Genomic DNA, 23,834 nt, shown 5'->3' with positions numbered 1-23,834 from the left:
AAAGACTCACATGACTCAAAATAAAAAATACCTCACGTTATCTGGATTAGAACCCTTAGTAATAACACCAGAAAGTAACTTCATCAACGTTGGAGAACGCACCAACGTCACGGGTTCTCGTAAATTTCTTCGACTAATTAAAGAAGAAAAATACGACGAAGCCTTAGAAGTAGCACGAGACCAAGTTGATGGAGGCGCGCAAATTCTAGATGTTAATATGGACGAAGGCATGCTCGATGGCGTGTATGCCATGACCACCTTTTTAAATCTGATTGCCTCAGAGCCCGATATTTCAAGAATTCCGTTAATGATTGATAGTTCAAAATGGGAAATCATAGAAGCTGGCTTGCAAGTCGCACAAGGTAAATGTGTCGTTAATTCTATAAGTTTAAAGGAAGGTGAAGCACAATTTAAGCATCATGCTAAACTGATAAAACGTTATGGCGCTGCTGTTGTGGTGATGGCTTTTGACGAAGAAGGTCAAGCCGATACATACAACCGACGTATAGAAATTTGCAAACGTTCGTATCACATCTTGGTGAATGAACTTCAATTCCCGGCACAAGATATCATTTTTGATCCCAATATTTTTCCGGTAGCCACAGGAATGGATGAACACCGTAGAAATGCACTCGACTTTTTTGAAGCGACCAAATGGATTCGTGAAAACTTACCTTACGCCAATGTTTCTGGAGGTGTGAGTAATGTCTCGTTTTCATTTAGAGGAAATAATGTGGTACGTGAAGCCATGCATTCGGCATTTTTATATCATGCGATTAAAAATGGTATGAATCTAGGCATTGTAAATCCGACCATGTTAGAGATTTATGATGAAATTGATAAAGATTTATTAGAGCGTGTTGAAGATGTTTTATTTGATAGACGCGATGATGCTACGGAACGCTTATTAGATTTTGCTGAGTCGGTAAAAGGACAGAAAAAAGAGCAAGACAATAAAGTACAAGAATGGCGAAATGACCCATTACAAGATAGAATTACACACGCCTTAGTAAAAGGAATTGACGCTTTTATACTTGAAGATGTTGAAGAAGCACGTTTAGCAGCTGCCAAACCTATTGAAGTCATAGAAGGTCATTTAATGACTGGTATGAATGTCGTCGGTGATTTATTCGGTAGTGGTAAAATGTTTTTACCACAGGTGGTAAAATCAGCACGAGTAATGAAAAAAGCCGTTGCTTATTTACAACCTTTTATTGAAGCAGAAAAAGATGGCAAACAAGAGTTCTCGGGAAGGATTTTAATGGCTACTGTAAAAGGTGATGTGCACGATATCGGAAAGAATATTGTGAGCGTAGTTTTAGGTTGTAATAATTATGAAATCATCGACCTTGGTGTCATGGTGCCACCAGAAAAAATTATTGAAACAGCCATAAAAGAAAATGTGGATATCATTGGGTTGAGTGGTTTAATCACACCTTCCTTAGACGAAATGGTTTACGTTTCTAAAGCCCTCGAAAAACAAAAGGTCGAAATCCCTTTAATCATAGGAGGCGCAACTACCTCTAGAGCACATTCGGCGGTGAAAATTGCACCTCATTACACCGATACTGTGGTTCATATAAACGATGCATCTAGAGCAGTAACCGTTGTTGGCGACTTGCTTAAGAAAGATAATAAGATTTACAAAAATCAAATTAGAGAAGAGTATGATGCCTTCCGAGAGCAGTTCTTAAAACGCACCAAGAAAAAGGAATATTTAACGATTGCTGATGCTCGAAAAAACAAATTTAAAATCAATTGGAATACCTCTGAAATTGTAAAACCTAAACAATTAGGCATTCAAATTATTGAAGATTTTGACATTACTAAACTTGAAGAATTCATTGATTGGTCGCCATTTTTTAGAAGTTGGGATTTACATGGAAAGTATCCAGCCATTTTAACAGATGATGTTGTTGGCGAACAAGCCACAGAATTATTCGCAGATGCACAAGTGTTATTGAAACGCATTTTCGACGAAAAACTGCTTAAAGCAAAAGCCATTTTTGGATTGTTTGAAGCCAATACGGTTAATGATGATGACATAGAGATTTCTGTCAGTTCTAGCGCAGTCGAGAACAATGAAGAACTCTATAAATTCTTAACGCTTCGTCAGCAATCCAAAAAATCAGCAGGCAAACCCAACATTGCTTTAGCCGATTTTATTGCACCAAAAGCAACAGGAAAACAAGATTATATGGGCTGTTTTTGTGTCTCTACAGGATTTGGAACCGCAGAATTAGCTGCGCAATTTGAAGCCGAACACGACGATTATAATTCCATTATGATTAAAGCTTTAGCCGATAGACTAGCCGAAGCTTTTGCAGAATATCTACACAAAGAAGTAAGAACAAAACATTGGAGTTATGCAAACAATGAAAACTTATCTAACGACGAATTAATTAAAGAAAATTATAAAGGAATTCGACCAGCACCAGGTTATCCTGCCTGTCCAGACCATTTAGAAAAGAAAACAATTTGGGATATTTTAAAGGTTGAAGAAAACATAGGTGTAAAACTAACGGAAAGCTTAGCCATGTGGCCAGCAGCAAGTGTCAGCGGTTACTATTTTGGTAATCCGGAAGCTAAATATTTTGGCCTTGGAAAAATTAAAGAAGACCAACTTAAAGATTATAGTAAAAGACGAAACATAACAATAGAAGAAGCTACAAAATGGTTAAGCCCAAATTTAGCAGATTAATAAAACGAGACCTCAGACCTAGCAGGTTTCAAAAACCTTGTAGGTATAAATAAAAATTAAAAAGACCCTGCTTTTGCAGGCCTAATTATGAAACGAGCATGTTCAAAACCTCATCATTTACCAAAATGATTAATAGCGAACAGCATGTGACCATAAAAATACACTAACGGTAAGCACATGAAAGTAACAGACCATATAAAAAACGCGAACGGAAAAACCTTATTTTCTTTTGAAATCATTCCCCCAAAAAAAGGAAATAGCATTCAACAACTCTATAATAATATTGACCCTTTAATGGAGTTTAAGCCACCTTTTATAGACGTAACGACTTCTAGAGAAGAATACCTTTATATTGAAAAAGATGGCCTTTTAGACCGTAAAATCACACGTATGCGACCGGGAACAGTTGGCATTTGTGCGGCTATAAAACATAAATATAATGTAGATACCGTACCACATGTATTGTGTGGTGGTTTTACTAAAGAAGAAACCGAATACTTGCTCGTCGATTGCCATTATTTGGGTATTAATAATGTGATGGCCTTACGTGGCGACGCCATGAAACACCAACAATATTTTGAAGCTTGCGATGGTGGTCATAAATACGCTAAGGGTTTGGTTGAGCAAATTCAAAAACTTAATAATGGACAATATTTACATGATGTTGTAGAAGGTCATGATAAAGCTGATTTCTGTATTGGTGTGGCGGGTTACCCTGAAAAACACTTAGAAGCCCCTTCTCTAAGAACAGATTTAAAACGCTTAAAAGAAAAAGTAGAAGCTGGTGCTGATTATGTGGTGACTCAAATGTTTTTTGATAACAGTAAGTATTTTAAATTTGTTGAAGCCGCTAAAGCCGAAGGTATTAATGTTCCTATCATTCCAGGCATAAAACCCCTTGCGGTAAAACGACACTTACAACTATTGCCACAGGTTTTTAAAATTGATTTACCAGAAGATTTAATCGATGCCGTTGAGACTTGTAAATCTAATGCTCAAGTGCGAAAAGTTGGTGTAGAATGGGCTATTCAGCAATCTAAAGAATTACAACAAGCAGGTGTACCAGTATTGCACTACTACTCTATGGGAAAAAGTGATAATGTAAAAGCGATTGCTTCTGCTTTGTTTTAATAGACCTTTTTAATCACGTTGGTCACAATGCCCCAAATCACAAAATTATTATCTTCTGTAATTTTTATAATAGGATAATTGGGGTTTTCGGGTTGTAACCATACTTCGTCATTAGAAACTCTAAGGCGTTTTACCGTGAATTCACCATCTAAAAAGCATACGGCTATTTTATTATTTGCCGGTTCTAAGCTACGATCAATAACTAATAAATCATTATCATCGAGACCGGCGCCAATCATAGATTGCCCACTCACTTTAGCATAGAAGGTCGCTTCTTTATTTTTTACCAGTTCGTCATCTAAAGACAATCGTTGTTCTTTAAAATCTTCTGCTGGCGATGGAAAACCTGCAGATATGCCGGTATCAAAAAAATTAGTTCCGCCACCCTCTATGGCTTCTGGAAAAAAAAACGTTAAACTTCCTGCTGATTTTGTTTTCATAACATTGCCGCAGCGGCGGTAATCTTTTTAAATTAAACTTCAGTCTATAAATATACAATATGATAAATAAGAATTAGTACTTATTGAAGCACGAGTTCTATAAAAATTTAAGAGTCATTAAATAACGACTACCAATAGTGATTCAAATTTCACCTAAATCTCTGGTTAAGCGCAGTCGAAACCTACTTATTAATTAGCAAAATATAATCGCTTTCTATTTTACCACAATAATATCATTAATATTAGTGGTATATCTGGGCGATAAACGTTCTTGGCGCATCTTCCAAGTACGCTCTAAATCTTGATTACCCAACTTTATCATATTGGTTTTATACTTTTTATTAATCACATCTATGGCCGACATTAAAGGCTTGTGTTTAGGGTCTTCTTTATTAAACAAGTCTAACTGAAAATTATCAGTGGGCACCAAACCGGTAACGATAACCCCTGCGCGTTTATACTTAACACCTGACTTGTATATCGATTTTACAGCATGTACAGCCTGCGTGCTAATCAACAACGAGGAATCCGTTGGGTACGGAAAACTTACCATAGTACTTGCTTTATGCTGTTCGGTATCAGTTTTATGCCGATCGCTACTTAGCAACACAATAATCATATGACAACTAGAACCTTGATTGCGTAGTTTTTCGGCACAACGTGTGGCAAACGTAGAAATACGTTCTTTTATATTATCGATATCCGAATAGGTATATTCAAAACTTCGGGTAGTGGCAATAGAACGTTTGGTTGTGGGTTCGTCTAAAGTAATTTTTGAAACGCCTTCCAAATCTTTCTTCAGTTTCCATGCCGTAATAGAAAAAGTCTTCCGCACCCAATCGTCTGGCAACTGTGTAAAATCGTAAGCGGTATGACAGCCTTTTGCTTTTAAGCGTTTTTGCAGACCACGACCTACACCCCAAACATCTTCAATTTTCAACCATTTTAAGGCTTTTATTCTAGACGCATCCGAATCAATCACATAAGCACCTTTAGTTTTTTCAGGAAACTTACGCGCTATTTTATTCGCCACTTTACTCAACGCTTTTGTTGGTGCAATACCAACAGAAGTAGGAATACCGGTCCATTTTAAAATACGCTGCCGCATTTGAATGCCATAAGCTTCAAAATCATAATTTTCAAACCCTTTAAACTGAAGAAACGCTTCATCAATACTGTAAATTTCAACATCGGGTGTAAATTGTTCTAAGATGCGCATAACCCGACTACTCATATCACCATATAAGGGATAATTTGAAGAAAACACTTTAATATTATGGGCTTTACAAAAGCTTTCCCATTTAAAAATAGGGGCGCCCATAGGCAAACCTAGCGCTTTAGCTTCATCACTTCGCGAAATCACACAACCATCGTTATTACTTAATATAGCAATGGGCTGTTGTTGCAAATTGGGGTTAAAAACCCGCTCGCAAGAGGCATAAAAATTATTACAATCGACTAAGGCATACATAGACGACAAAGGTAAAAAGAAAGTCATTACATTAGACTTGTCAGGTCTAGTTAAAATTTATGATTCGTCTTCCACATACTCCAAAATATCACTAGGCTGACACTCTAAAGCTTTACAAATGGCTTCTAAAGTTGAAAACCGAATCGCTTTAGCCTTGCCTGTTTTTAAAATCGATAAGTTTGCGGTGGTAATTCCTATAGCTTCGGCAAGTTCATAGCTCTTCATTCCTCGTTTAGCTAATAAAATATCTAAGTTAACTACTATTGGCATAACTAAACTGTTAAATCATTTTCTTCTTTAGCGTACTTCGCCACCCTAAACACTTCACTAAAAACCATAAAAAATAACCCCAAACAAATAAGCATGAGATAAGGACTTAAGCCCAAATGGATTTTAAATTCACTTTTAAAAACTAATTGTGCCGTAAAAACCAATGCTGAAGACACAATCCCAATACCCGAAAGCAAATACCCTATCTTATAAAAATTAGCAATAACAACTTTATGAAACGGTTTGACCTTCTGAAAATAGCGCAACGTTTTTCTAAACAAATACACACAATAAATAGTAGCTAACGCTAAAACAATAAAGATCAAACCAAACATCTGAATTGCTAATGTAGAAGTTTCAAATATAGAATCATTAATATCAACAAAGAGACTTAAGGATTCAGGAGCTACAAACATATAGACCATTAGAAATAAACATAGCAGAATTGAAGGAATACAAGTCAGTATCCAAACAACATCGATTAAGCTTTTTAAGATGACTAATTTTCGCATTATAGATAATTATATAGTTAAATCATTTTCTTCCTTTATAACCTTAGTATCTCTAAGAACCGTACTGATTAGCATTAAAAACAATCCCATCGCAATAATTAATAAATAGACCAATGTTTTTTCACTTAAACCAAGTACAACTTGCCGTTTAAAAAACATATTGCTCACCTCATCAATAACCCATAAAGCAACGGAAGAAAAAACCATGAGTTTTCCCGAATCGAACATGCCACTCATAAGTTCAGTATTATAAAAATCATTTTTTAATAACAATTTTGTCGCCTTTCTTAATTTCCAAAGCGATACGACAAAGCCAGCATAAACCACAAGCTCTAAAAAGGTAAAACCATAAAGCATGGCTTCAGTTTTAAAAATTATCTCCTCATATTTTAAACCAATAATATCTTGTTTTACACCAAAGAAAACCATGGCTAAAACAAAAATCCCTAAACCAATGCTAGCTAGAATAAGGAAAATAATAACATTTAGTATTGCATAAAGTGTTTTGGCAGAATTCATAATTATCGTTTTACGATAACAAATATACTAAAATTATCGAAAAACAATAATTTACTATTAAAAAAGAGTGAATTATGAACTAGACCTACTAGGTTTTGAAAACCTAGTAGGTCTCAAAATCTTTAAACTATATTTGAAACATGAAACATGAAACATCCATAACGCGCTCTTGATACCCAAAGAAATGATAAAATGGATATACCATGTGACCGATAAAAAACAATAAATATAAACACATGAAATCGAGCACCATCATTTCAGAAAGTGACAGGCCTATTTGGCAAATACCCATTGCTGCAATCTTTTTTACAATCGCAACAGCGATACTAATTTTAGCGCTATCTAATCTCAGTTTTAATGAAGACGGATTAAAACTGTTTCTTTATGAGCTTAAATCATGCGTTCTATTTATGGCACCTGGCGTCGCATTTTCATTAAGAAAAAGTGTTCACGTAGATCTTAAAAACTCAAAATTCAGACCTACCTTTAGCGTTGGCCCTTTAAAATTTGGGCAATGGCAAACCATTAAAAACTACCAATATGTTTCTGTATTTCACCAACCTACTGTAGATGGTAATTACATTTTTGAAGTGAATTTATGGTACGATGACAATAAACATTTTGAACTCTATTTCGTTAATAATTACCAAGAAGCGTTTCTAATGGGTTACGAACTTTCAGAACAACTAAACATCGATTTATTAGACGCTACAGTGCCTAACGATTTTAAATGGGTGGATAAAGACGAATGGAAAGCTAAAATAGCTTCTGGCAAAATTGATTAACTGTTTTTAGACCTGTCAGGTTTCTTTAATGCTGAACTTGTTTCAATATATAACCTAACAAGTCTCCACAAGAATATAGTATATTTACCAAATGCAAGACACCTTTGTTACCATCGCTAAATTTCAATATTCTGCTGAAGCCGAAATCATCAAAGGCCGTTTAGAATCTGATGGCATTCAAGTCTTTTTAAAAGACAATATCACCATTGATACCGACCCATTGGTCAGCCATGCAATTGGTGGCATTAAATTAAACGTCCTAGCAAAAGACCAAGACAAAGCAAAAGATATTTTACAATCTATAAATGCATATGCGCTGAATGATGTTGGCGAACCGATTACCTGCCCTAATTGTGGCAACAACCGTATTGAGCTCTATTCTACCATTACCGACTTTAAATCCTTAATATCTTTTCTCATTGGTTTTATAACCGGAACTTTGCCTTTTAGCACACGCTACCAATACAAATGTGAAGACTGTAAAACTGAATTCCCGCTTAACAACTAAGGGTGTTATTATAAGCGCTTTTCAAGGTCTTCATTACAATTTCTATTTCATTTTCGTTTAAATGACCAAAACCAAAACGAATCGCACAAGTCGTTTTATCTTGATACAAAATGGTTTTTGGCAGAAATAAATTCAATTTTTCGGCTTCTTCTGCAAGTTTCACTAAAGAAATCGTTGCCACAAATTGCAACCATATCGCCAAGCCTCCAGACGGTTTCTCCCAAGTGAGAACACCTTCAAAATAAGATGTCAAATAATGACACAAACAATCGCGACGCTGCTTATATGTCACAATATTTTTCTTCTTAAGCCGATAAATTTCACCTTCAGCAATAAGTTCAGACAACATCTGCTCTTGTATTAAATCGCCTTGCTTATCTAATAATTGCAAATAGTTTTTAGCTTCTGAGATAAAATTTTCTGGCGCCACCACAAAGCCGGTCTGAAAACTTGGAAACAAAGACTGCCCCAATTTCCCCAAATAAATCACCATCCCATTAGCATTCGCGCTTGCCATCGGTAACATAGCAGAACCTTCTAACTGAAAATCAAAATCATAATCGTCTTCTATAATCGCAAATTCATAGGTTTTTGCCAGTTCAAGCAATTCCAAACGACGTTTAGCACTCAACGTTATGGTAGTAGGATAGTCTCTATTGGCGCACAAATACACACATCGTATACTACGCTTTACAAAATGCTTGCGTATATAATCAACATCTAAACCTTCCTTATCCATCGGAATAGTTCTAATGGTAGCTTTGGCTTGTTGAAAAATCATATTAGACGCATAATTACTCAACTGCCCTACCAACACCAAATCCTTAGGCGCTATTAACAATTGTGCAACCATAAAAAGGCTCAAGTCTGTGTTACGGGTATTTACTAAATTATCCGAATTAATATGAAAACCACGCGTCGCATTCAAATAATTACACAGCTGCGTACTAAACATAGAGGCGCTTAATGCCGTTGTATGATTCCATTTATTTATAAGCGTTTTACGTTTCATAGCTGCACTATACCATCTAGAAAACTGGTGCACAGGATGCAGACGTAAATCGGGTTGACCATCATTAATACTATATTTCGCCGTGGTTTCTTGTGCTGTTGAAGCCAAATGAAACGACTTTTGAAACGGAAAGCCCGCAACTTTCGGATAGGTATAAGCATGGTCTAAGTGCTGTGTGGCCGCTTTAATTTTTGTTGTTGTAGATTCCGGAACCAAAACAAACGTGCCTTTATTAGCGACAATATCTACCCAACCTTGTGATGCTAATTCATCATAAATAGCCACAGCTGTATTTCTATGAATAGTCAACAATCCACTGAGCACACGGGTTCCTGGCAATTTGCTCCCTTTATGCAAATACCCACGCTGTATCGCATTTATAATTTGCTGTGCCACTTGTATGTACACAGGCTGCACCTTTGCCTTATCAATAGTGACAAGTTGTTTTATGATATCAGTAACCGGACTATTCATTATTTTAAAACTGGACTAGTTTAATCGTCCGGAAAGTTACGAATTTTACACTATAAAAACACCCCATTACAGCACTGTATATAGTACAGATTTAGTAACTTTATAACGGCCTAAAATCCGCTAATACTAAAGCAATAAAGGATTACAAAATTTATATCAATGAAAAATAAAGCGCCACTTTTCTTGTGTTTCCTCATAGCCATTTTTAAAGTTAATGGACAAACACAAGAGATAAAAACCGATTCGTTAAGCGAAGTAATCATTACCTCAACACGTATCGATTTACCTTTTAAAGACAACTCCAGAACCATAAATATTATCAGCGCAGCAGACATTAAAAGTAGTGCTGCTATTACGGTTGTCGATCTACTACAGCAAGTCGCTGGTGTAGATATTAGACGTCGTGGTACTGGCGGCAGTCAGGCCGATTTATTTATTAGAGGTGGCGGATTCGACCAAACCTTACTACTCGTAGATGGCGTTAAAATGGACGATGCTCAAACCGGTCACCATACCTTAAATGCCGCTGTTCCTATTGAAGTGATTAAACGTATAGAAATCATCAAAGGTCCTGCCGCACGTGTGTTTGGGCAAAATGCCTTTACGGGGGCCATTAATATTGTTACCAAATCAACCTTAGGTAATTCGGTGTCAACCAATGTTGAAACCGGTTCTTTTGGCCAGCTTAATGGTTCGGTAACCGTAGGTTCTGAACTAGAAAATTCCACGCACCTGCTTCATGTTGGTAAAATGACTTCAGAAGGCTATACCGATAATACAGACTACGACAATTCTAATTATTTCTTAAAAAGTACCTTCAACAAAAAAGGCCAAGCTGTTGAGATGATAACCATGTTTTCAGAACGAAAGTTTGGCGCCGAAAACTTCTACACCACCAATCCTGATTTTAAAGAATACGAAGAAACCCAAAATAGCTTAATCGCCTTTACCACAAAATTTCAATCCGAAAAACTAAAAATACAACCGCGTATCTATTGGAAACGCAACCAAGATATCTTCCTTTTAAAACGTTATGAGCCTAATTTCTTTAGAAACATGCATATCTCAAACAAAATGGGCGTAGAAGCTAACGCCTCATACACGTCTAAATGGGGTATAACAGGCTTCGGAATCGATATGTCTAAAGTCTATTTACGAAGTAATAATTTAGGCAATCGCAATCGGTTTATGACCACCATGTTTGTAGAACATAGATTTCAATTATTAGACAAACGCTTAGATATTACACCAGGTGCGGCACTCACCTATTTTTCAGATTTTAAATTCAACGCCTTTCCAGGATTAGATATTGGTTTCGATATTAGTAATAATCTAAAAGCCTACGGAAACATTGGCTTCACTTACAGAATTCCAACCTATACCGATCTATATTATAATGACCCAGGAACTATTGGAAATGAGAATTTAGAACCCGAAGAAGCTTTTGCGCAAGAAATTGGTATAAAGTATAACACTCAAAACATTAGAGCAAGTCTATCTGCTTTTAACAGAGATGCCACCAACCTCATTGATTTTATAAGACCAAATACAACTGATGAAATCTATACCGCAACCAACATTGCAGAAGTAAATACCAAAGGCCTAGAGTTTGATATTTCATACCATTTTAAACTAAAAGACTTCAACCAAACCTTAGCATTTGGCTATGCATTTTTAGATGATGATATTTTAGAACAAAACGAAGAATTATCGCGCTACGCTCTAAACACACTAAAACATCATTTTACCACACGTTTCAGTACCAAATTATTCAAAAACATCAGTCAAAATATCGTTTACAAATATGCCGAACGTACCACTGGCCAAACCTATAATGTTTGGGATGCCTCTATGGTTATGCAATTAAAACAGCTAGAATTTTCTATTACAGCAAACAATATTTTTAATGCCGATTATATAGAATCAGGCTTTACACCAATGCCTCCAAGTAATGTCTTATTCGGATTGCGTTACAAATTCCTTTAAAAAAAGGAACCACATAAATTGAAACTAAATACTTATCGTAACAATCCTGCAAGGCATATACTGCAATAGATTCAGTATCCGTCCTTGTGGGTTTTGTTTTTAAAAAAAACTTAAAGCATAGTAATAGAGAACCATCCAAAAAAAGCCCATCCACCAAATCAAACACCGCTTTACTCCCATCCATAATAATCTCATATAATACACGGTCCCCTTAAGGATTAGTGAGAAACAAAATAGAGCATTAGAACTAATTTTTATCCAATCCAAAATGTCTAATCTGTAGATTGTCCCCTTGAGGGGACTTTAGGGGTGTTTTAAGTGAAATAAAAATATTTCCCAATTTTCTTGTAACAAAACCTCTTCAACCGCTACTTATATATTGAAAGTGGTCTAAAACTCAAAACTTTTTGAGGTACCAGAAGTACAAAATACGACTGTACTTTTAACCACCATCAAAACACAACTCATATTTCAAACCTTGAACCTTTTGCGTTCAATACAAAATTTAAAACCTAAGAATATAAGTCGCTGTTCCAGTGGTAAAAGTGCGACTCATTTACTTTCAAAAAAAAATAAGGTTTTAAATGTGTAATGGTCGTATATTTATTAACTCAAAAAACTAAAGCTTAAAAGTTATGGCAGAATGGTTTTCAAATTTAGAATTTCTATCCAAAATGTATTGGCTAGTCGCTATTATTGGTTCTCTCATTTTCTCTATAGTAATGGTGATGGCTTTTACAGGAGGAGCTACCGATGAGATTGGCGATTTAGATACCGATTTTGATGTCGAAGCCGGATTTCAGTTCATATCCTTTAAAAACCTGGTGGGCTTTTTTACCATCTTTGGCTGGAGTGGTATTGCTTGTATTGATGCCGGGTTTTCAACACCAACAACCATTATTATTTCAATAATTAGTGGTTTATTAATGATGGTTATCATGGCAACACTATTCTATTTTATTAGCAAACTTGCTGATAGCGGCACATTAAACTATAAAAATGCGATTGATGCCGTTGGCGAAGTCTATTTAACCATTGGTGCCGATCGCTCTAGCATAGGAAAAGTAAATGTAAATGTGCAGGGAAGTATGCGCGAATTAGAAGCACTAACCGATTCCTTAACCACATTAAAAACAGGAACCGTCATAAAGGTCGTCGATGTAACCTCTAATGGTATTCTTATTGTTGACCAAACCCGGAAACCTATAGAAGCTTCACAACTTCAAAATAACGATACCCTATTAAACCAAAACAGTCAAAAGAAACTATCAAACTAAAAAATTAACCTTTCAAACTTATAACTATATGTACCTATTAACCTTTCAAGAAAATTTAAATGTAGGCAGTCTCGGTGGGCCTATGCTCATCATTTTTGTCGTCCTATTTATTGTATTAACCTTACTAATTTTAATCAAACGCTATAAACGTTGTCCTTCGGATCGCATCTTAGTAGTCTACGGAAAAGTGGGTGGTGGTCAATCGGCCAAATGTATTCATGGTGGTGCGGCCTTTATTATTCCAGTCATTCAAGATTATGAATTCTTAGACTTAACACCAATTTCAATTGAAGTAAACTTAGTAAATGCACTTTCAAAACAAAACATTCGTGTTAATGTCCCATCACGTTTTACTATTGGGGTTTCTACAGAACCTGGCGTTATGCAAAATGCAGCCGAACGTTTATTAGGTTTAGGCGCTCAAGACGTTCAAGAATTAGCCAAAGAAATTATTTTTGGTCAGTTGCGTTTAGTGGTAGCCTCTATGGATATTGAAGAAATTAACAATGACCGTGACAAGTTTTTAACTAACATTTCGCAATCTGTTGAAACGGAATTAAAGAAAGTCGGGTTAAAACTGATTAACGTAAACATTACCGATATCGTTGATGAGTCTGGCTATATCGAAGCCCTTGGTAAAGAAGCAGCAGCACACGCTATTAACGCCGCACGTAAATCGGTAGCCGAAAAAACTAGAGATGGTTCTATTGGTGAAGCTAATGCCGTACAAGATGAAAGAACTCAGGTTGCAGCTGCTAATGCACAGGCCGTAGAAGGTGAAAACACCGCTAAAATTGCCGTTGCCAATTCCGATTCCTTACGTCGTCAACGTGAAGCTGAAGCAGAACGTGTTGCAATCGCTTCAGAAAAAGTACAAGGCGCAAAAGCCTTACAAGAATCGTATGCGGCAGAGCAAGAAGCTGAAACCGCTAGAGCAGAACGCGAGCGTTCATCACAAATGGCAGATGTAATTGTCCCTGCAGAAATTGATAAGCGTAAAGTTGAAATTGATGCTGAAGCCGAAGCAGAACGCATTAGACGTAAAGCAAAAGGGGAAGCAGATGCCATCTTATTTAAAGCACAAGCCGAAGCACAAGGTCAGTTTGAAATCTTAACCAAACAAGCGGCCGGTATGGAGCAAATTGTAAAAGCAGCGGGTAACAATAGTAGAGATGCCGTATTATTACTAATTGCAGACAAATTACCTGAATTAGTAAAAGCACAAGCCGAAGCGATTAAGAATATTAAAATCGATAAAGTAACGGTTTGGGATAGCGGCGCAACTGGCGAAGACGGCAAATCATCAACGGCCAACTTCTTATCGGGTATGTACAAATCAGTACCACCACTACAAGAAATGTTTAATATGGCAGGTATGGATTTACCAGAATACTTAAAAGGAAAAGACAAAAAAGAGATTGAAGCCGAAGATGCTAAAATTGAAAGCTAAACAGCTCACCTTATAATACTACAATCAAAAAAACCAGAGCCCAAATTAAGGTTCTGGTTTTTTTATTATAGCTCACAAAATAAAACACTACAACTCAAAACCCCAATTGAGTAAGCCCATAGGCTTAATCGAGGCATAATACTAGGCCTCAACAAAATAAGAGTTACCATTCATAACGATGGAGTCTTTTTTGAACTTACTTCTTTTTCTGTATCTTTAAAAAAACCAACATCATGAAAAAAGCTATCATATGTTTTCAAGTTCTAATGATTTCCCTTACGGGGCTGTCCCAAGAAGATTTACCTGATACCGATTGGATTTTACATTATATGGTTATTAACGGAGAAACTATTAATATAACGTCTCCGCCCTACCCTTATATCGTCTTCAATGATGCTGCGGTGGGTTTTGATGTCTTTGCTACAGTAAATGGACTTAATTATTTCGCTGAATTTGCACCGCCATCAACATTTAATCAAGATACCTTCATAGTTCATGAAGGCACGGTCACTTTAGGGGACTGCGAGCCTAATTGCGAACTCGAAAATCAATACTTAAACACCATCTTGTTTGGGTTTGAAAAAGAGTTTGCTTACCAAGTAATTAACGAGTCAAACGGCAATAAAATATTAACTATAACAACTCCCGAAGGTCATACTGCTGTACATGGCAACTACGTTCTATCCGCCAATGAATTTGAAAAAGAAAACATTAAAATTTATCCTAACCCAACCAAAGACCTGTTGTATATTGATTCTAAAGCTTTAGCCATTGAGAAAATAAATATCTTTTCATTGGTAGGTACCAGTGTTTTTCAGACCCAGTACTTAAATCAAGATCATGCAATTGAACTGTCTTTTTTAAAAAACGGACTCTATTTTGCCGAGATTATATTTGAAAACGGGAATAGTTATCTGCATAAATTTATAAAAGAGTAATCTAAAATTATCACCCCTATTGTCTCTTATAGGTGCTGTAACAGAAGTGTATCAATCTAAAAACAACGCCATACAAATTGGTAACGTTTTCTTAACTTTACAACTTAAACGCTGCTAACATTTGAAACTAAATCTTCAAAATATTCCACGTGTTAAAACCATCACTAAGGCAGACTTTATAAAGCGCTATTTCAAACCACAAAAACCGGTAATAATAGAGCAAAGCATCACCGATTGGCCTGCCTACACCAAGTGGAATTTAGACTATATAAAAGAAATCGCTGGCGACCTTAGCGTTCCGCTATACGATAACAGACCCATAAGCTCTAAAAACAAATTTAACCAAGCGCACACCACCATGTTGATGAGCGACTATATCAACTTACTGCAAACCGAACCCACTAAATACCGCATATTTCTTTGGAATATTTTAAAGGAAGTCCCACAACTTCAAAACGACTTTAAGTTTCCCGACTTCGGACTGCGACTCATGAAAAAATTGCCGATGTTATTTTTTGGAGGAAAGGACGCTTACACCTTTATGCATTACGATATAGATTTGGCTAATATTTTCCATTGCCATTTTGAAGGCAAAAAACAGTGTATCCTATTCGACCAAAAACAAACGCCGTATTTGTATAAAGTACCACATGCACTCATCACTAGAGAAGATATTGATTTTAACAATCCCGATTTAGAAAAATGGCCCGCCTTAAAAAAAGCGAAAGGGTGGGTTGGCAACCTCAACCATGGCGACGTCCTCTATATGCCAGAAGGCTACTGGCATTATATGCGCTACATAACCCCAGGGTTTTCCATGAGCTTACGCGCCATACCCAGACAGCCTAAAAATTTAGCTAAGGCACTCTATAATATTTTAATCATGCGCAACATCGATAATTTCATGCGGCGCACCAAAGGCCAAAAATGGATAGCATGGAAAAACAATAAGGCCATCATCAACACCAAGCGTTTCGAGTGATTTTTTGATGTTAATAAAATACTATTTGTATATTTGAGCCCTATTAAAAAAATAAAAACATGAAAAATAGTTTACTCATTGTCGCTTTAGTAGCGTTTAGTTTTGGTAATGCACAAGCCTTTATAGGCGATGGTGACCAAAAATTCCAAGTAGGTGCTAATATTCAAGACAGCGCAACAGGCATTAATGTAAGTTTCGATCACGGTTTAGGAGAAAACATCTCTGTAGGTGTCTCTTCATCTTATGCTTTAGGTGGAGCTGAAGGCATTAAAGATTTAGACTTCGGTGATCGTTTCGATTTAAAAGCACGTTTCAACGCTAACCTCGGAAACGTGATTAACATTGACGAAAACTTTGATTTTTACCCAGGATTAAACCTAAGCCTTAAAAACTTTGGTGGTCATGTAGGGGCGCGTTATTTCTTTACAGAAGGTTTTGGTCTTTTTACAGAAGCTAACTTTCCTTTAGCAAAATACGATCCAGACGATTATATCGACATACACAACCAGTTTACTTTAAATCTGGGAGCTGTTTTCAACCTATAATAAAACCTTGAGCGATTAGCCTAGTGGCTAAAGCAAATAGAATAAGCCTTTTCATTCACGTGTTAAGGCTTTATTTATAGAACCAATCCACAGTGACCATTACCCCTAAATCAAAGTTCTTAGTTCTAACCTAATCCCTAATACCAAACACCTAACACCCAATATCTAACACCAAATCCCAAACACCAAACACCTAATCCCTAACACCTAATCCCTAACACCTAATCCCTAATCCTTAATTGCCTAATCCCTCAAACCTCAAACCAAGCATTAAGCCTCTCATACACCAAACCAGATTCCCAACCCCGATACAACAAATAATCAGCCACTTTTTTCTTCTTCTTATACACATTAGGCTCCTTTACTTGGGCAATGCGTTTTTGCACCAAGTCATCTAAAGTGTTATAGTAGTCGTCAAGGTCAATTTCTTTCATCGCACTGTCAATACTATACTTAGAAATATCCCGAAACTTCAACTCGCGTAACAAGCGGTTTTTACCCCATTTTTTTATTCTGAATTTCCCACGGACAAAAGCTTTTGCAAAACGTTCTTCATTCAAAAAGTTATGCTGTATTAGATGCACCATTATAGCATCAATCGCCTCCGGAATCATACGCATATCCCTAAGCTTTTGCCGCACCTCTTTATGGCAGCGTTCTTGGTAAGCACAGTAGTGCTCTAGTTTTTTTTGCGCCTGGTCAACAGTATAGGTTTTATTGGTATCCATAAGATTCAAAAATACTGTTTTGTGCGCTATTTTTATTTATAACAGCTAAGGATTTTAGTAAGGGTAATTATACAAAACCAAAGCGCCAAAACCCCACCTAAAACACCCACTAAATTATTCTTAACACTTATCTTAAATTCTTACATTAATTATAGCGCAATAACACAAGAACAAACATCTTATCGATTTTTATGGTATTTCATAGTTTATTGGTAAAGATTTATTAATGTTTTGTTAATAAAAACATACCTTTCAAGCAACATCAATAGCCAAGCTATTCAACTATATTTGCGAGCAACTAACCCTCTTTAATTAGCCCTATGATTAAAAACTACCCTCTAATTTTAATAGCCTTCCTATGTTTTAGCTTGTCTGGTTTTGGGCAGACAACTCAAGGATGGGAAAATGCCTCTTATAATCATTCAAGCTCTAATAGCAACTATACTTTTGGTGACTGGACAGTTAACAATGGACGTTTATACGGAAGTGACAAACAACGTAGCGGAAACTATGCTGCAAATATTGATGACGATAGTGGGGGAGAAATAATTTATAATGGAACAGATGGTGGCGGCAAAGACAATGGTGTAGGGTCTGTATCTTTATGGTATAAGCATTGGGATGGTGATAATAATTCTGTTAAATTCAAAATGCAATATAATCAAAACAATTTTGGTTGGGTTGATTTTGGTACAGAAGTAGTGGTTACATCTGAAACTTACACTGAATTTAGTTATGATTTAAACCTTTCAGGAGATAATATAAGGATAAGGTTACTATCAACCGCTTACGACGAACGATTAATGATTGACGATTTTGAAATTACAGATTATGCAGTATCAGGCCCAACAATCACAGCAACACCAACAACCATTACAGGTTTAGATTACACAACTGGCAATGGCCCTTCTACGGCGCAGAGTTTTACTGTAACAGGCACTTTATTAACTGAAGAAATAAACGTAGCTGTAACAATAAATCAAGGTTTCGAAATTTCACTGTCAGCAGCGGGTCCATATGGAGATGATGTTACTATTCCTCAAGCATCTGCTAATGGTACAACTACAATATACGTAAGACTAAAGGAAGGGTTAGTCGGCAGTTTTTCCTCTATCGCAACAATATCAAGTACAGGAGCAACAGATGCCGTGGTCAATTTAGAAGGAGAAGTTATTAATGCCCCGTCAAACGATAATTGTAGTGGCGCTATTAGTCTTACACCTACGAGTACATGTAATTTTACGTCATATACAAATGTCAATGCTACAGATAGTGGCATAGGCAGCCCTAGCTGTTCTAGTTATGGCGGTGAAGATGTTTGGTTTTCTGTTATAGTACCAGCATCTGGAGAATTAACTATTGATACTCAAAATATAGATTTCACTGATAGCGGTATGGAAATATACTCTGGCTCTTGTGGTAGCTTAGTTTCCATCGAATGTGATGATGACGATAGTGCTAATGGATTTATGTCATTAATTTCTAGAAATGATTTTACACCTGGGGACACCATATATATACGCATTTGGCAATATTCTGGTTATATAGTTGGAGATTTTGGAATTTGTGTTTCTACACCAACACCATGTGCCGCACCTTCAACCCAACCAACAGGATTAGTTTTAAATAACATTACAGGCTCAACTATTGATGGGTCATTTACAGCAACTACTGCAGATGACTATTTAGTTGTAGCAAGCACATCACCTACTTTAGGTGCTAACCCAGTAAATGGAACGTCATATTCTAATGGTGACCCTTTGGGTTCTGGTACTGTGGTGCAAAGTTCTAACACTACAACATTTACAGCAACAGGCTTATCGCAAACAACACAATATTACTTTTTTGTCTTTGCACTTAATGATTCTAGTTGTTCTGGTGGACCAACTTATAATACTACTAGTCCTTTAACAGATACTGCAACGACTATTTCAGGACCTTGTTTAACAACTGGCTTTGAAAATGCAGATGGCTGGAGTGATCATGGATATGGCAATTGGACAAACACAGATTCTAATGGTGAAATATGGAGCGGTAATGGTATATATGCAGGTAATCCTGATAGAAGAATACAGATGAATGATATTGGAGATTGGTTAGAATTACCACCTGTGGATAATCCATCTTCTTTAGAATATTACGGTAGTATAAGCTCTAGTGCAACTGGTAATAATAGAATTATGGTGCAATACTTCGATGGATCTTATTGGGTCGATATTATTGAACATACTTCGACTTCTACGTCCTATGAATTATTCACGGCTGATTTAAGTGGCATAACTGCATTAACGAACGTAAGATTGCGGTTAAGACGTTCAGCAGATAGCAGAACTCATTATATAGACGATTTAAGTGTGTATTGTGGATCCTCTTCACCAAACGCCGAACTACAATTAGTAGATAATACGGCAACCAATCAAGACTGCGGTTTCACCTTAGACTTTGGAGATGTATCCATAGGGTCAACATCAGACCTAACCTTTGACATTGAAAATATTGGAACCCTAGACCTTAACATTAGTAATTTAGCGATTACTGGCGATTATACTATTGTATCACCTGCTAGTACACCATTTACAATCCCTGCAGGGGACTCTGAAACTGTGACCTTAAGATTTACACCGCTTTCCGACGAAACTTTAATAGGAGAATTAACCATTACTAGTGATGATGCTGATGAAGGGACCTGTACTGTTAATCTAATTGGCGAAGGATTTACTCCACAACCAGACATAAATGTTGAGGGAAATTTAGCTGGCTTTCCTGATATCCCTGGAGATGGATCAAATATACCGATTGGTGTTAATCATACATTGTTTGCTTCCCAACTTATTTCAGAATTCCAAGATAAGTCGTTTAGAATAGTGAATACAGGTAGTTTAACATTAAACATTTCAGATATTGTAATTGGAGGTGATAATCCAGGAGATTTCACTATTACAGGAACAGCTCCTAACTTTACAATTGCCCCAAATGGAATTGAAATTTTAGAAATAAGATTTTCTCCTTTAGCATTAGGCATTAGAAACGCAACTGTTGAAATAACTAGTAATGACAGTGATGAAAATCCATTTATTTTTAATATTCAAGGCACAGGAGATGGATCAGAAATAAACGTAAAAGGAAATAATATTAATATCCCGAACGGAAATGTTAATATAAGCACATCAAACTATACCAACATTGGTAATTCTAATATAAATCCTATTACCCCTACTACAGCATCTAAAATATTTGAAATTGAAAATTTAGGAAACCTACCTTTAGATATATCATCAATTACAATTACCGGAATTGATGCCACAGATTTTACTGTTTCACCAACATTATTATCAGTAGCTGCTGGTAGTACTGAATTTATAACTATTACTTTTAATCCCACAACATTAGGAGTTAAAAATGCAATTGTTTCCATTGCAAATAACGACAGTACAAACAATGAAAACCCATATACATTTTCTATACAAGGTAATGCATTAAATTACACAGAATGCGCTTCTGGAGATTCAGAAATAATAGTTATACAAGATTTTGACTCTACTACACCAACATGGGGCTACTCTCTCGGGTCACTTAACTTTTTTGATTTTGGAGGCTCTTCTTCAGATGGATTTTGGGGTTTAACCACAAACTCAGGAGGTATAGCATTAGCAAACCAAATAGATTACTTACCAATTGAAGATAATTTCTTGTTCTTACAAGATTTAAAGTGCGAGAGTGGAGATGGTTGTTCAAATACTACCGGAGAAGGAGTACTTACTTTTGATTCTGTCAATATCTCAACTAAAATAAATGTCACCTTTTCTTTTGATTATCAAGTTTATGAATTCGATTCTCCTGACTATGTATATTATCAATTATTTTATGATAATGTACCGCAACCAGAGGTTACCTTAGTAAATAATTCAGGTAATTTCTCAACTGAAGGTACAGTTAACATCGATATTCCAGACTCAGTGAATAATTTTTATTTTGAATTACGTATTATCCAAAATGGTAGCGATAGCGCTGGTTTTGATAATTTTAAACTAACAAACTCTGTTGCTCAAGAGAAAACTTGGGATGGTGTAGCATGGAGTGGAGATGGATTACCTCCTACAAGTACTCAAAAAGCAATTTTAAATGGGGATTATGTAACTGCTAATGACGGAGGAAGCTTTACATCATGTGAATGTGAAATCAATTCGGGGGCCGTTTTAACTATATCAGATAATACATTTGTTGAAGTACAAAACAATTTAATTGTAAATGGAGAAGATAGTGCAATCAACATTGAGCCTCAAGGATCATTTATACAAATTAACGATTTTGGTAATGTAACAGCAACCACACCTACAAACCTCACAGTAAGCAAACGTACAGCTCCAGCAAACAATTGGTATGAATATACCTATTGGAGTTCACCAGTATTTGAAGAAACACCAGCTTCTGCTTTTGCAAATGCACACCCTGCAAGACGCTACCAATACAATGCTGAATACTATAGAGATTCAACATATGAAACGGCAAATGATGGTACAACAACAAATGGAGCAGGAGTAGATGATATCGATGATAATTGGGATGATTGGGGCAACATTTCAACTACTTATTTAGTCCCTGGTGTAGGTTATGCAACTACTCACGACCCTTCTACTTTTTCTAGTACACTCGGCTGCCCTGGACCAACTTGTAGAATACAATATACTTTTTCTGGACTTTTCAATAACGGTATTATTGAAGTCCCTTTATATAGAAATGATGAGGAGCTTAATGATAACAATTGGAACTTCGTAGGAAACCCTTACCCTTCTGCCATTAGTGCTGATGTCTTTTTAGCTACCAATATGGGATTAATAGATGAGGCCATACCTGAGCCAAACCCAATAATTAATGGAGCCATATATTTATGGTCTCAAAGCACTCCACCTTCTGATACTGAAAATGGTAATGAAAATCTAAATTTTTCACAATCAGATTATGCTATAATTAATGGAACTGGAGAAACTGCTGCTCAAAGTAGCGGTGGGGATTCTACCGTGCCTAGTAGATTTATCCCTTCTGGACAAGGTTTCTTTATTTCTATGAGTGATGCTGCAACTTCAACACAAGTAACTCCATCACCTATTTCTGATGAAGACATACAAACGGTAGATTTAATTTTCAATAATGCCATGCGTGTGACAAGTAACAATAATCAGTTTTTCAGAAACGCATCCCAAAACAATTCAGACAACAAACTATGGATTAACTTATCTTCAGATAATGGTGTTTTCAATCAGGCTTTGATTGGCTATTTAAATCATGCTACTGACGCATACGATGGTATGTATTTTGATGCCCCTAGAAATGCCTCAACGGATATAAATGCTGTTATTTATACTTTAATCCCTGATGTAGAAAAAGTATTTGCTATCCAAGGTAAAAATACAAATAGCTTAAATCTAGAAGAAACAATTCCATTAGGCTTTGACACCTCAATAAATGTCGCTACTATTTATAGTTTATCCTTGGCACAATTCGAAGGTGCTTTTATGTCTGAAAACGCAATTTACATCAAAGACAACCTCTTAAACACCACACATAATCTTAAAAGCTCAGATTATACCTTCACCTCAGAACCAGGCGAATTTAACGAGCGTTTCGAGATTGTATTTGAAACGAATGCCCTTTCAATAGATGAGAACTTACTAAACGCAAACGACCTTACAATTACAGAATTACAAAATGGTCATGTAGAGTTTAAAGTAGGAAGCGCCTACACTATAAAACACGTGGCTATTATAGATGTTACCGGTCGACTTATTTACAACCTAAGCGGCAACAACGCTACAGAGGTATATGATTTATCGAGATTGAGTCAAGCGGCTTATGTTGCAAAAATCACACTATCTAACGGTCAAGTCATCAGCAAAAAAGCAATTAAACAACGTTAGACATTTCATTATAAAATAAAAACAGTAGAGGCGGCCTAAACAAGACCGCCTCTTTTTTTATGCCCTTTTCCAAACCAACCCAAAAAAGTATTTATATCATCATCTGTCATTCCGAATAAGGCACGAAGGGGAATCTCATAATATAAACATCCTTATTCTTAAGATATCCTGCAAGGTTTTTTTCAACCTT

General features: G+C 36.2%; 18 protein-coding genes. 11 read left to right on the top strand and 7 right to left on the bottom strand.

From position 1 onward, the window contains the following. The first annotated feature begins 10 nt into the window (after positions 1 to 10). Both metH and metF read left to right on the top strand, forming a co-directional pair. Positions 11 to 2,701, top strand: a complete 2,691-nt coding sequence (metH, locus tag HM982_RS00350) for a methionine synthase (protein WP_179351142.1) — start codon at positions 11 to 13, stop codon at positions 2,699 to 2,701. 177 nt (positions 2,702 to 2,878) lie between these two features. After that, on the top strand, positions 2,879 to 3,832 hold the full coding sequence (gene metF, locus HM982_RS00345) for a methylenetetrahydrofolate reductase [NAD(P)H] (RefSeq protein ID WP_179351141.1): 954 nt from the start codon (positions 2,879 to 2,881) through the stop codon (positions 3,830 to 3,832). On the opposite strand, the gene HM982_RS00340 is transcribed toward metF, so the two are convergent. From HM982_RS00340 to HM982_RS00320, 5 genes are all read right to left on the bottom strand, one after another. Further along, entirely contained in the window at positions 3,829 to 4,272 is a 444-nt protein-coding gene (locus tag HM982_RS00340) for a LexA family protein (RefSeq protein ID WP_179351140.1), read from the bottom strand. The two genes, metF and HM982_RS00340, sit on opposite strands and share 4 nt — an antisense overlap. 214 nt (positions 4,273 to 4,486) lie before the next feature. After that, the gene (locus HM982_RS00335) at positions 4,487 to 5,743 is read right to left on the bottom strand and encodes a Y-family DNA polymerase (RefSeq protein ID WP_179352337.1); all 1,257 of its coding nucleotides are present in this window, start codon (positions 5,741 to 5,743) and stop codon (positions 4,487 to 4,489) included. A 57-nt stretch (positions 5,744 to 5,800) separates the two neighbouring features. Next, positions 5,801 to 6,013 carry a helix-turn-helix domain-containing protein gene (locus HM982_RS00330; RefSeq protein WP_179351139.1) on the bottom strand — a complete coding sequence of 71 codons (213 nt, stop codon included), beginning with the start codon at positions 6,011 to 6,013 and terminating at the stop codon, positions 5,801 to 5,803. A gap of 2 nt (positions 6,014 to 6,015) precedes the next feature. Continuing rightward, the gene (locus HM982_RS00325) at positions 6,016 to 6,525 is read right to left on the bottom strand and encodes a DUF2975 domain-containing protein (protein WP_179351138.1); all 510 of its coding nucleotides are present in this window, start codon (positions 6,523 to 6,525) and stop codon (positions 6,016 to 6,018) included. Positions 6,526 to 6,534: 9 nt separating this feature from the next. Next, positions 6,535 to 7,044: a hypothetical protein gene (locus HM982_RS00320; protein ID WP_179351137.1), complete on the bottom strand. Its 510-nt coding sequence runs from the start codon at positions 7,042 to 7,044 to the stop codon at positions 6,535 to 6,537. A 236-nt stretch (positions 7,045 to 7,280) separates the two neighbouring features. Between HM982_RS00320 and HM982_RS00315 the strand changes: the two genes are divergently transcribed. Then, the gene (locus tag HM982_RS00315) at positions 7,281 to 7,829 is read left to right on the top strand and encodes a hypothetical protein (protein ID WP_179351136.1); all 549 of its coding nucleotides are present in this window, start codon (positions 7,281 to 7,283) and stop codon (positions 7,827 to 7,829) included. 91 nt (positions 7,830 to 7,920) lie between these two features. Continuing rightward, positions 7,921 to 8,337 (top strand): putative signal transducing protein, encoded by a 417-nt coding sequence (locus HM982_RS00310; protein WP_179351135.1) that lies wholly within the window; start codon positions 7,921 to 7,923, stop codon positions 8,335 to 8,337. On the opposite strand, the gene HM982_RS00305 is transcribed toward HM982_RS00310, so the two are convergent. Beyond that, positions 8,327 to 9,823 carry an aminotransferase-like domain-containing protein gene (locus HM982_RS00305; protein ID WP_179351134.1) on the bottom strand — a complete coding sequence of 499 codons (1,497 nt, stop codon included), beginning with the start codon at positions 9,821 to 9,823 and terminating at the stop codon, positions 8,327 to 8,329. The genes HM982_RS00310 and HM982_RS00305 overlap by 11 nt on opposite strands. A gap of 159 nt (positions 9,824 to 9,982) precedes the next feature. Here HM982_RS00305 and HM982_RS00300 point away from each other — a divergent pair, with 159 nt between their 5' ends. The 6 genes from HM982_RS00300 (at position 9,983) to HM982_RS00275 (ending at position 17,001) form a co-directional block, all read left to right on the top strand. Beyond that, positions 9,983 to 11,809 carry a TonB-dependent receptor plug domain-containing protein gene (locus tag HM982_RS00300; protein WP_179351133.1) on the top strand — a complete coding sequence of 609 codons (1,827 nt, stop codon included), beginning with the start codon at positions 9,983 to 9,985 and terminating at the stop codon, positions 11,807 to 11,809. 635 nt (positions 11,810 to 12,444) lie between these two features. Continuing rightward, positions 12,445 to 13,086: a hypothetical protein gene (locus HM982_RS00295; protein WP_179351132.1), complete on the top strand. Its 642-nt coding sequence runs from the start codon at positions 12,445 to 12,447 to the stop codon at positions 13,084 to 13,086. An 82-nt stretch (positions 13,087 to 13,168) separates the two neighbouring features. After that, a complete protein-coding gene (locus tag HM982_RS00290; protein WP_394354344.1) occupies positions 13,169 to 14,536 on the top strand; it encodes a flotillin family protein in 1,368 nt (455 codons plus the stop codon). Positions 14,537 to 14,769: 233 nt separating this feature from the next. After that, positions 14,770 to 15,474: a T9SS type A sorting domain-containing protein gene (locus tag HM982_RS00285; RefSeq protein ID WP_179351130.1), complete on the top strand. Its 705-nt coding sequence runs from the start codon at positions 14,770 to 14,772 to the stop codon at positions 15,472 to 15,474. Positions 15,475 to 15,595: 121 nt separating this feature from the next. After that, positions 15,596 to 16,456, top strand: a complete 861-nt coding sequence (locus HM982_RS00280; protein WP_179351129.1) for a cupin-like domain-containing protein — start codon at positions 15,596 to 15,598, stop codon at positions 16,454 to 16,456. A gap of 59 nt (positions 16,457 to 16,515) precedes the next feature. Continuing rightward, positions 16,516 to 17,001 (top strand): DUF6646 family protein, encoded by a 486-nt coding sequence (locus HM982_RS00275; protein ID WP_179351128.1) that lies wholly within the window; start codon positions 16,516 to 16,518, stop codon positions 16,999 to 17,001. Positions 17,002 to 17,252: 251 nt separating this feature from the next. Here the strand turns inward: HM982_RS00275 and HM982_RS00270 are convergent, their stop codons facing one another. After that, on the bottom strand, positions 17,253 to 17,729 hold the full coding sequence (locus HM982_RS00270; protein WP_179352336.1) for a regulatory protein RecX: 477 nt from the start codon (positions 17,727 to 17,729) through the stop codon (positions 17,253 to 17,255). Positions 17,730 to 18,049: 320 nt separating this feature from the next. Here HM982_RS00270 and HM982_RS00265 point away from each other — a divergent pair, with 320 nt between their 5' ends. After that, positions 18,050 to 23,644, top strand: a complete 5,595-nt coding sequence (locus HM982_RS00265) for a choice-of-anchor D domain-containing protein (protein WP_179351127.1) — start codon at positions 18,050 to 18,052, stop codon at positions 23,642 to 23,644. The last annotated feature ends 190 nt before the right edge of the window (positions 23,645 to 23,834 follow it).

It is taken from the genome of Winogradskyella vidalii (assembly GCF_013403955.1).
Lineage (GTDB): Bacteria > Bacteroidota > Bacteroidia > Flavobacteriales > Flavobacteriaceae > Winogradskyella > Winogradskyella vidalii.
This window is presented reverse-complemented; position numbering and strand designations above follow the sequence as displayed.

What these genes read in the sequence shown, in the direction of transcription:
- HM982_RS00335 (WP_179352337.1), bottom strand. Translation starts at nt 5,743, where the DNA reads ATGTATGCCTTAGTCGATTGTAATAATTTTTATGCCTCTTGCGAGCGG.
- HM982_RS00265 (WP_179351127.1), top strand. Translation starts at nt 18,050, where the DNA reads ATGATTAAAAACTACCCTCTAATTTTAATAGCCTTCCTATGTTTTAGC.
- HM982_RS00270 (WP_179352336.1), bottom strand. Translation starts at nt 17,729, where the DNA reads ATGGATACCAATAAAACCTATACTGTTGACCAGGCGCAAAAAAAACTA.
- HM982_RS00275 (WP_179351128.1), top strand. Translation starts at nt 16,516, where the DNA reads ATGAAAAATAGTTTACTCATTGTCGCTTTAGTAGCGTTTAGTTTTGGT.
- HM982_RS00285 (WP_179351130.1), top strand. Translation starts at nt 14,770, where the DNA reads ATGAAAAAAGCTATCATATGTTTTCAAGTTCTAATGATTTCCCTTACG.
- HM982_RS00295 (WP_179351132.1), top strand. Translation starts at nt 12,445, where the DNA reads ATGGCAGAATGGTTTTCAAATTTAGAATTTCTATCCAAAATGTATTGG.
- HM982_RS00290 (WP_394354344.1), top strand. Translation starts at nt 13,169, where the DNA reads ATGCTCATCATTTTTGTCGTCCTATTTATTGTATTAACCTTACTAATT.
- HM982_RS00305 (WP_179351134.1), bottom strand. Translation starts at nt 9,823, where the DNA reads ATGAATAGTCCGGTTACTGATATCATAAAACAACTTGTCACTATTGAT.
- HM982_RS00330 (WP_179351139.1), bottom strand. Translation starts at nt 6,013, where the DNA reads ATGCCAATAGTAGTTAACTTAGATATTTTATTAGCTAAACGAGGAATG.
- metH (WP_179351142.1), top strand. Translation starts at nt 11, where the DNA reads ATGACTCAAAATAAAAAATACCTCACGTTATCTGGATTAGAACCCTTA.
- HM982_RS00300 (WP_179351133.1), top strand. Translation starts at nt 9,983, where the DNA reads ATGAAAAATAAAGCGCCACTTTTCTTGTGTTTCCTCATAGCCATTTTT.
- HM982_RS00340 (WP_179351140.1), bottom strand. Translation starts at nt 4,272, where the DNA reads ATGAAAACAAAATCAGCAGGAAGTTTAACGTTTTTTTTTCCAGAAGCC.
- HM982_RS00310 (WP_179351135.1), top strand. Translation starts at nt 7,921, where the DNA reads ATGCAAGACACCTTTGTTACCATCGCTAAATTTCAATATTCTGCTGAA.
- HM982_RS00325 (WP_179351138.1), bottom strand. Translation starts at nt 6,525, where the DNA reads ATGCGAAAATTAGTCATCTTAAAAAGCTTAATCGATGTTGTTTGGATA.
- HM982_RS00320 (WP_179351137.1), bottom strand. Translation starts at nt 7,044, where the DNA reads ATGAATTCTGCCAAAACACTTTATGCAATACTAAATGTTATTATTTTC.
- HM982_RS00315 (WP_179351136.1), top strand. Translation starts at nt 7,281, where the DNA reads ATGAAATCGAGCACCATCATTTCAGAAAGTGACAGGCCTATTTGGCAA.
- metF (WP_179351141.1), top strand. Translation starts at nt 2,879, where the DNA reads ATGAAAGTAACAGACCATATAAAAAACGCGAACGGAAAAACCTTATTT.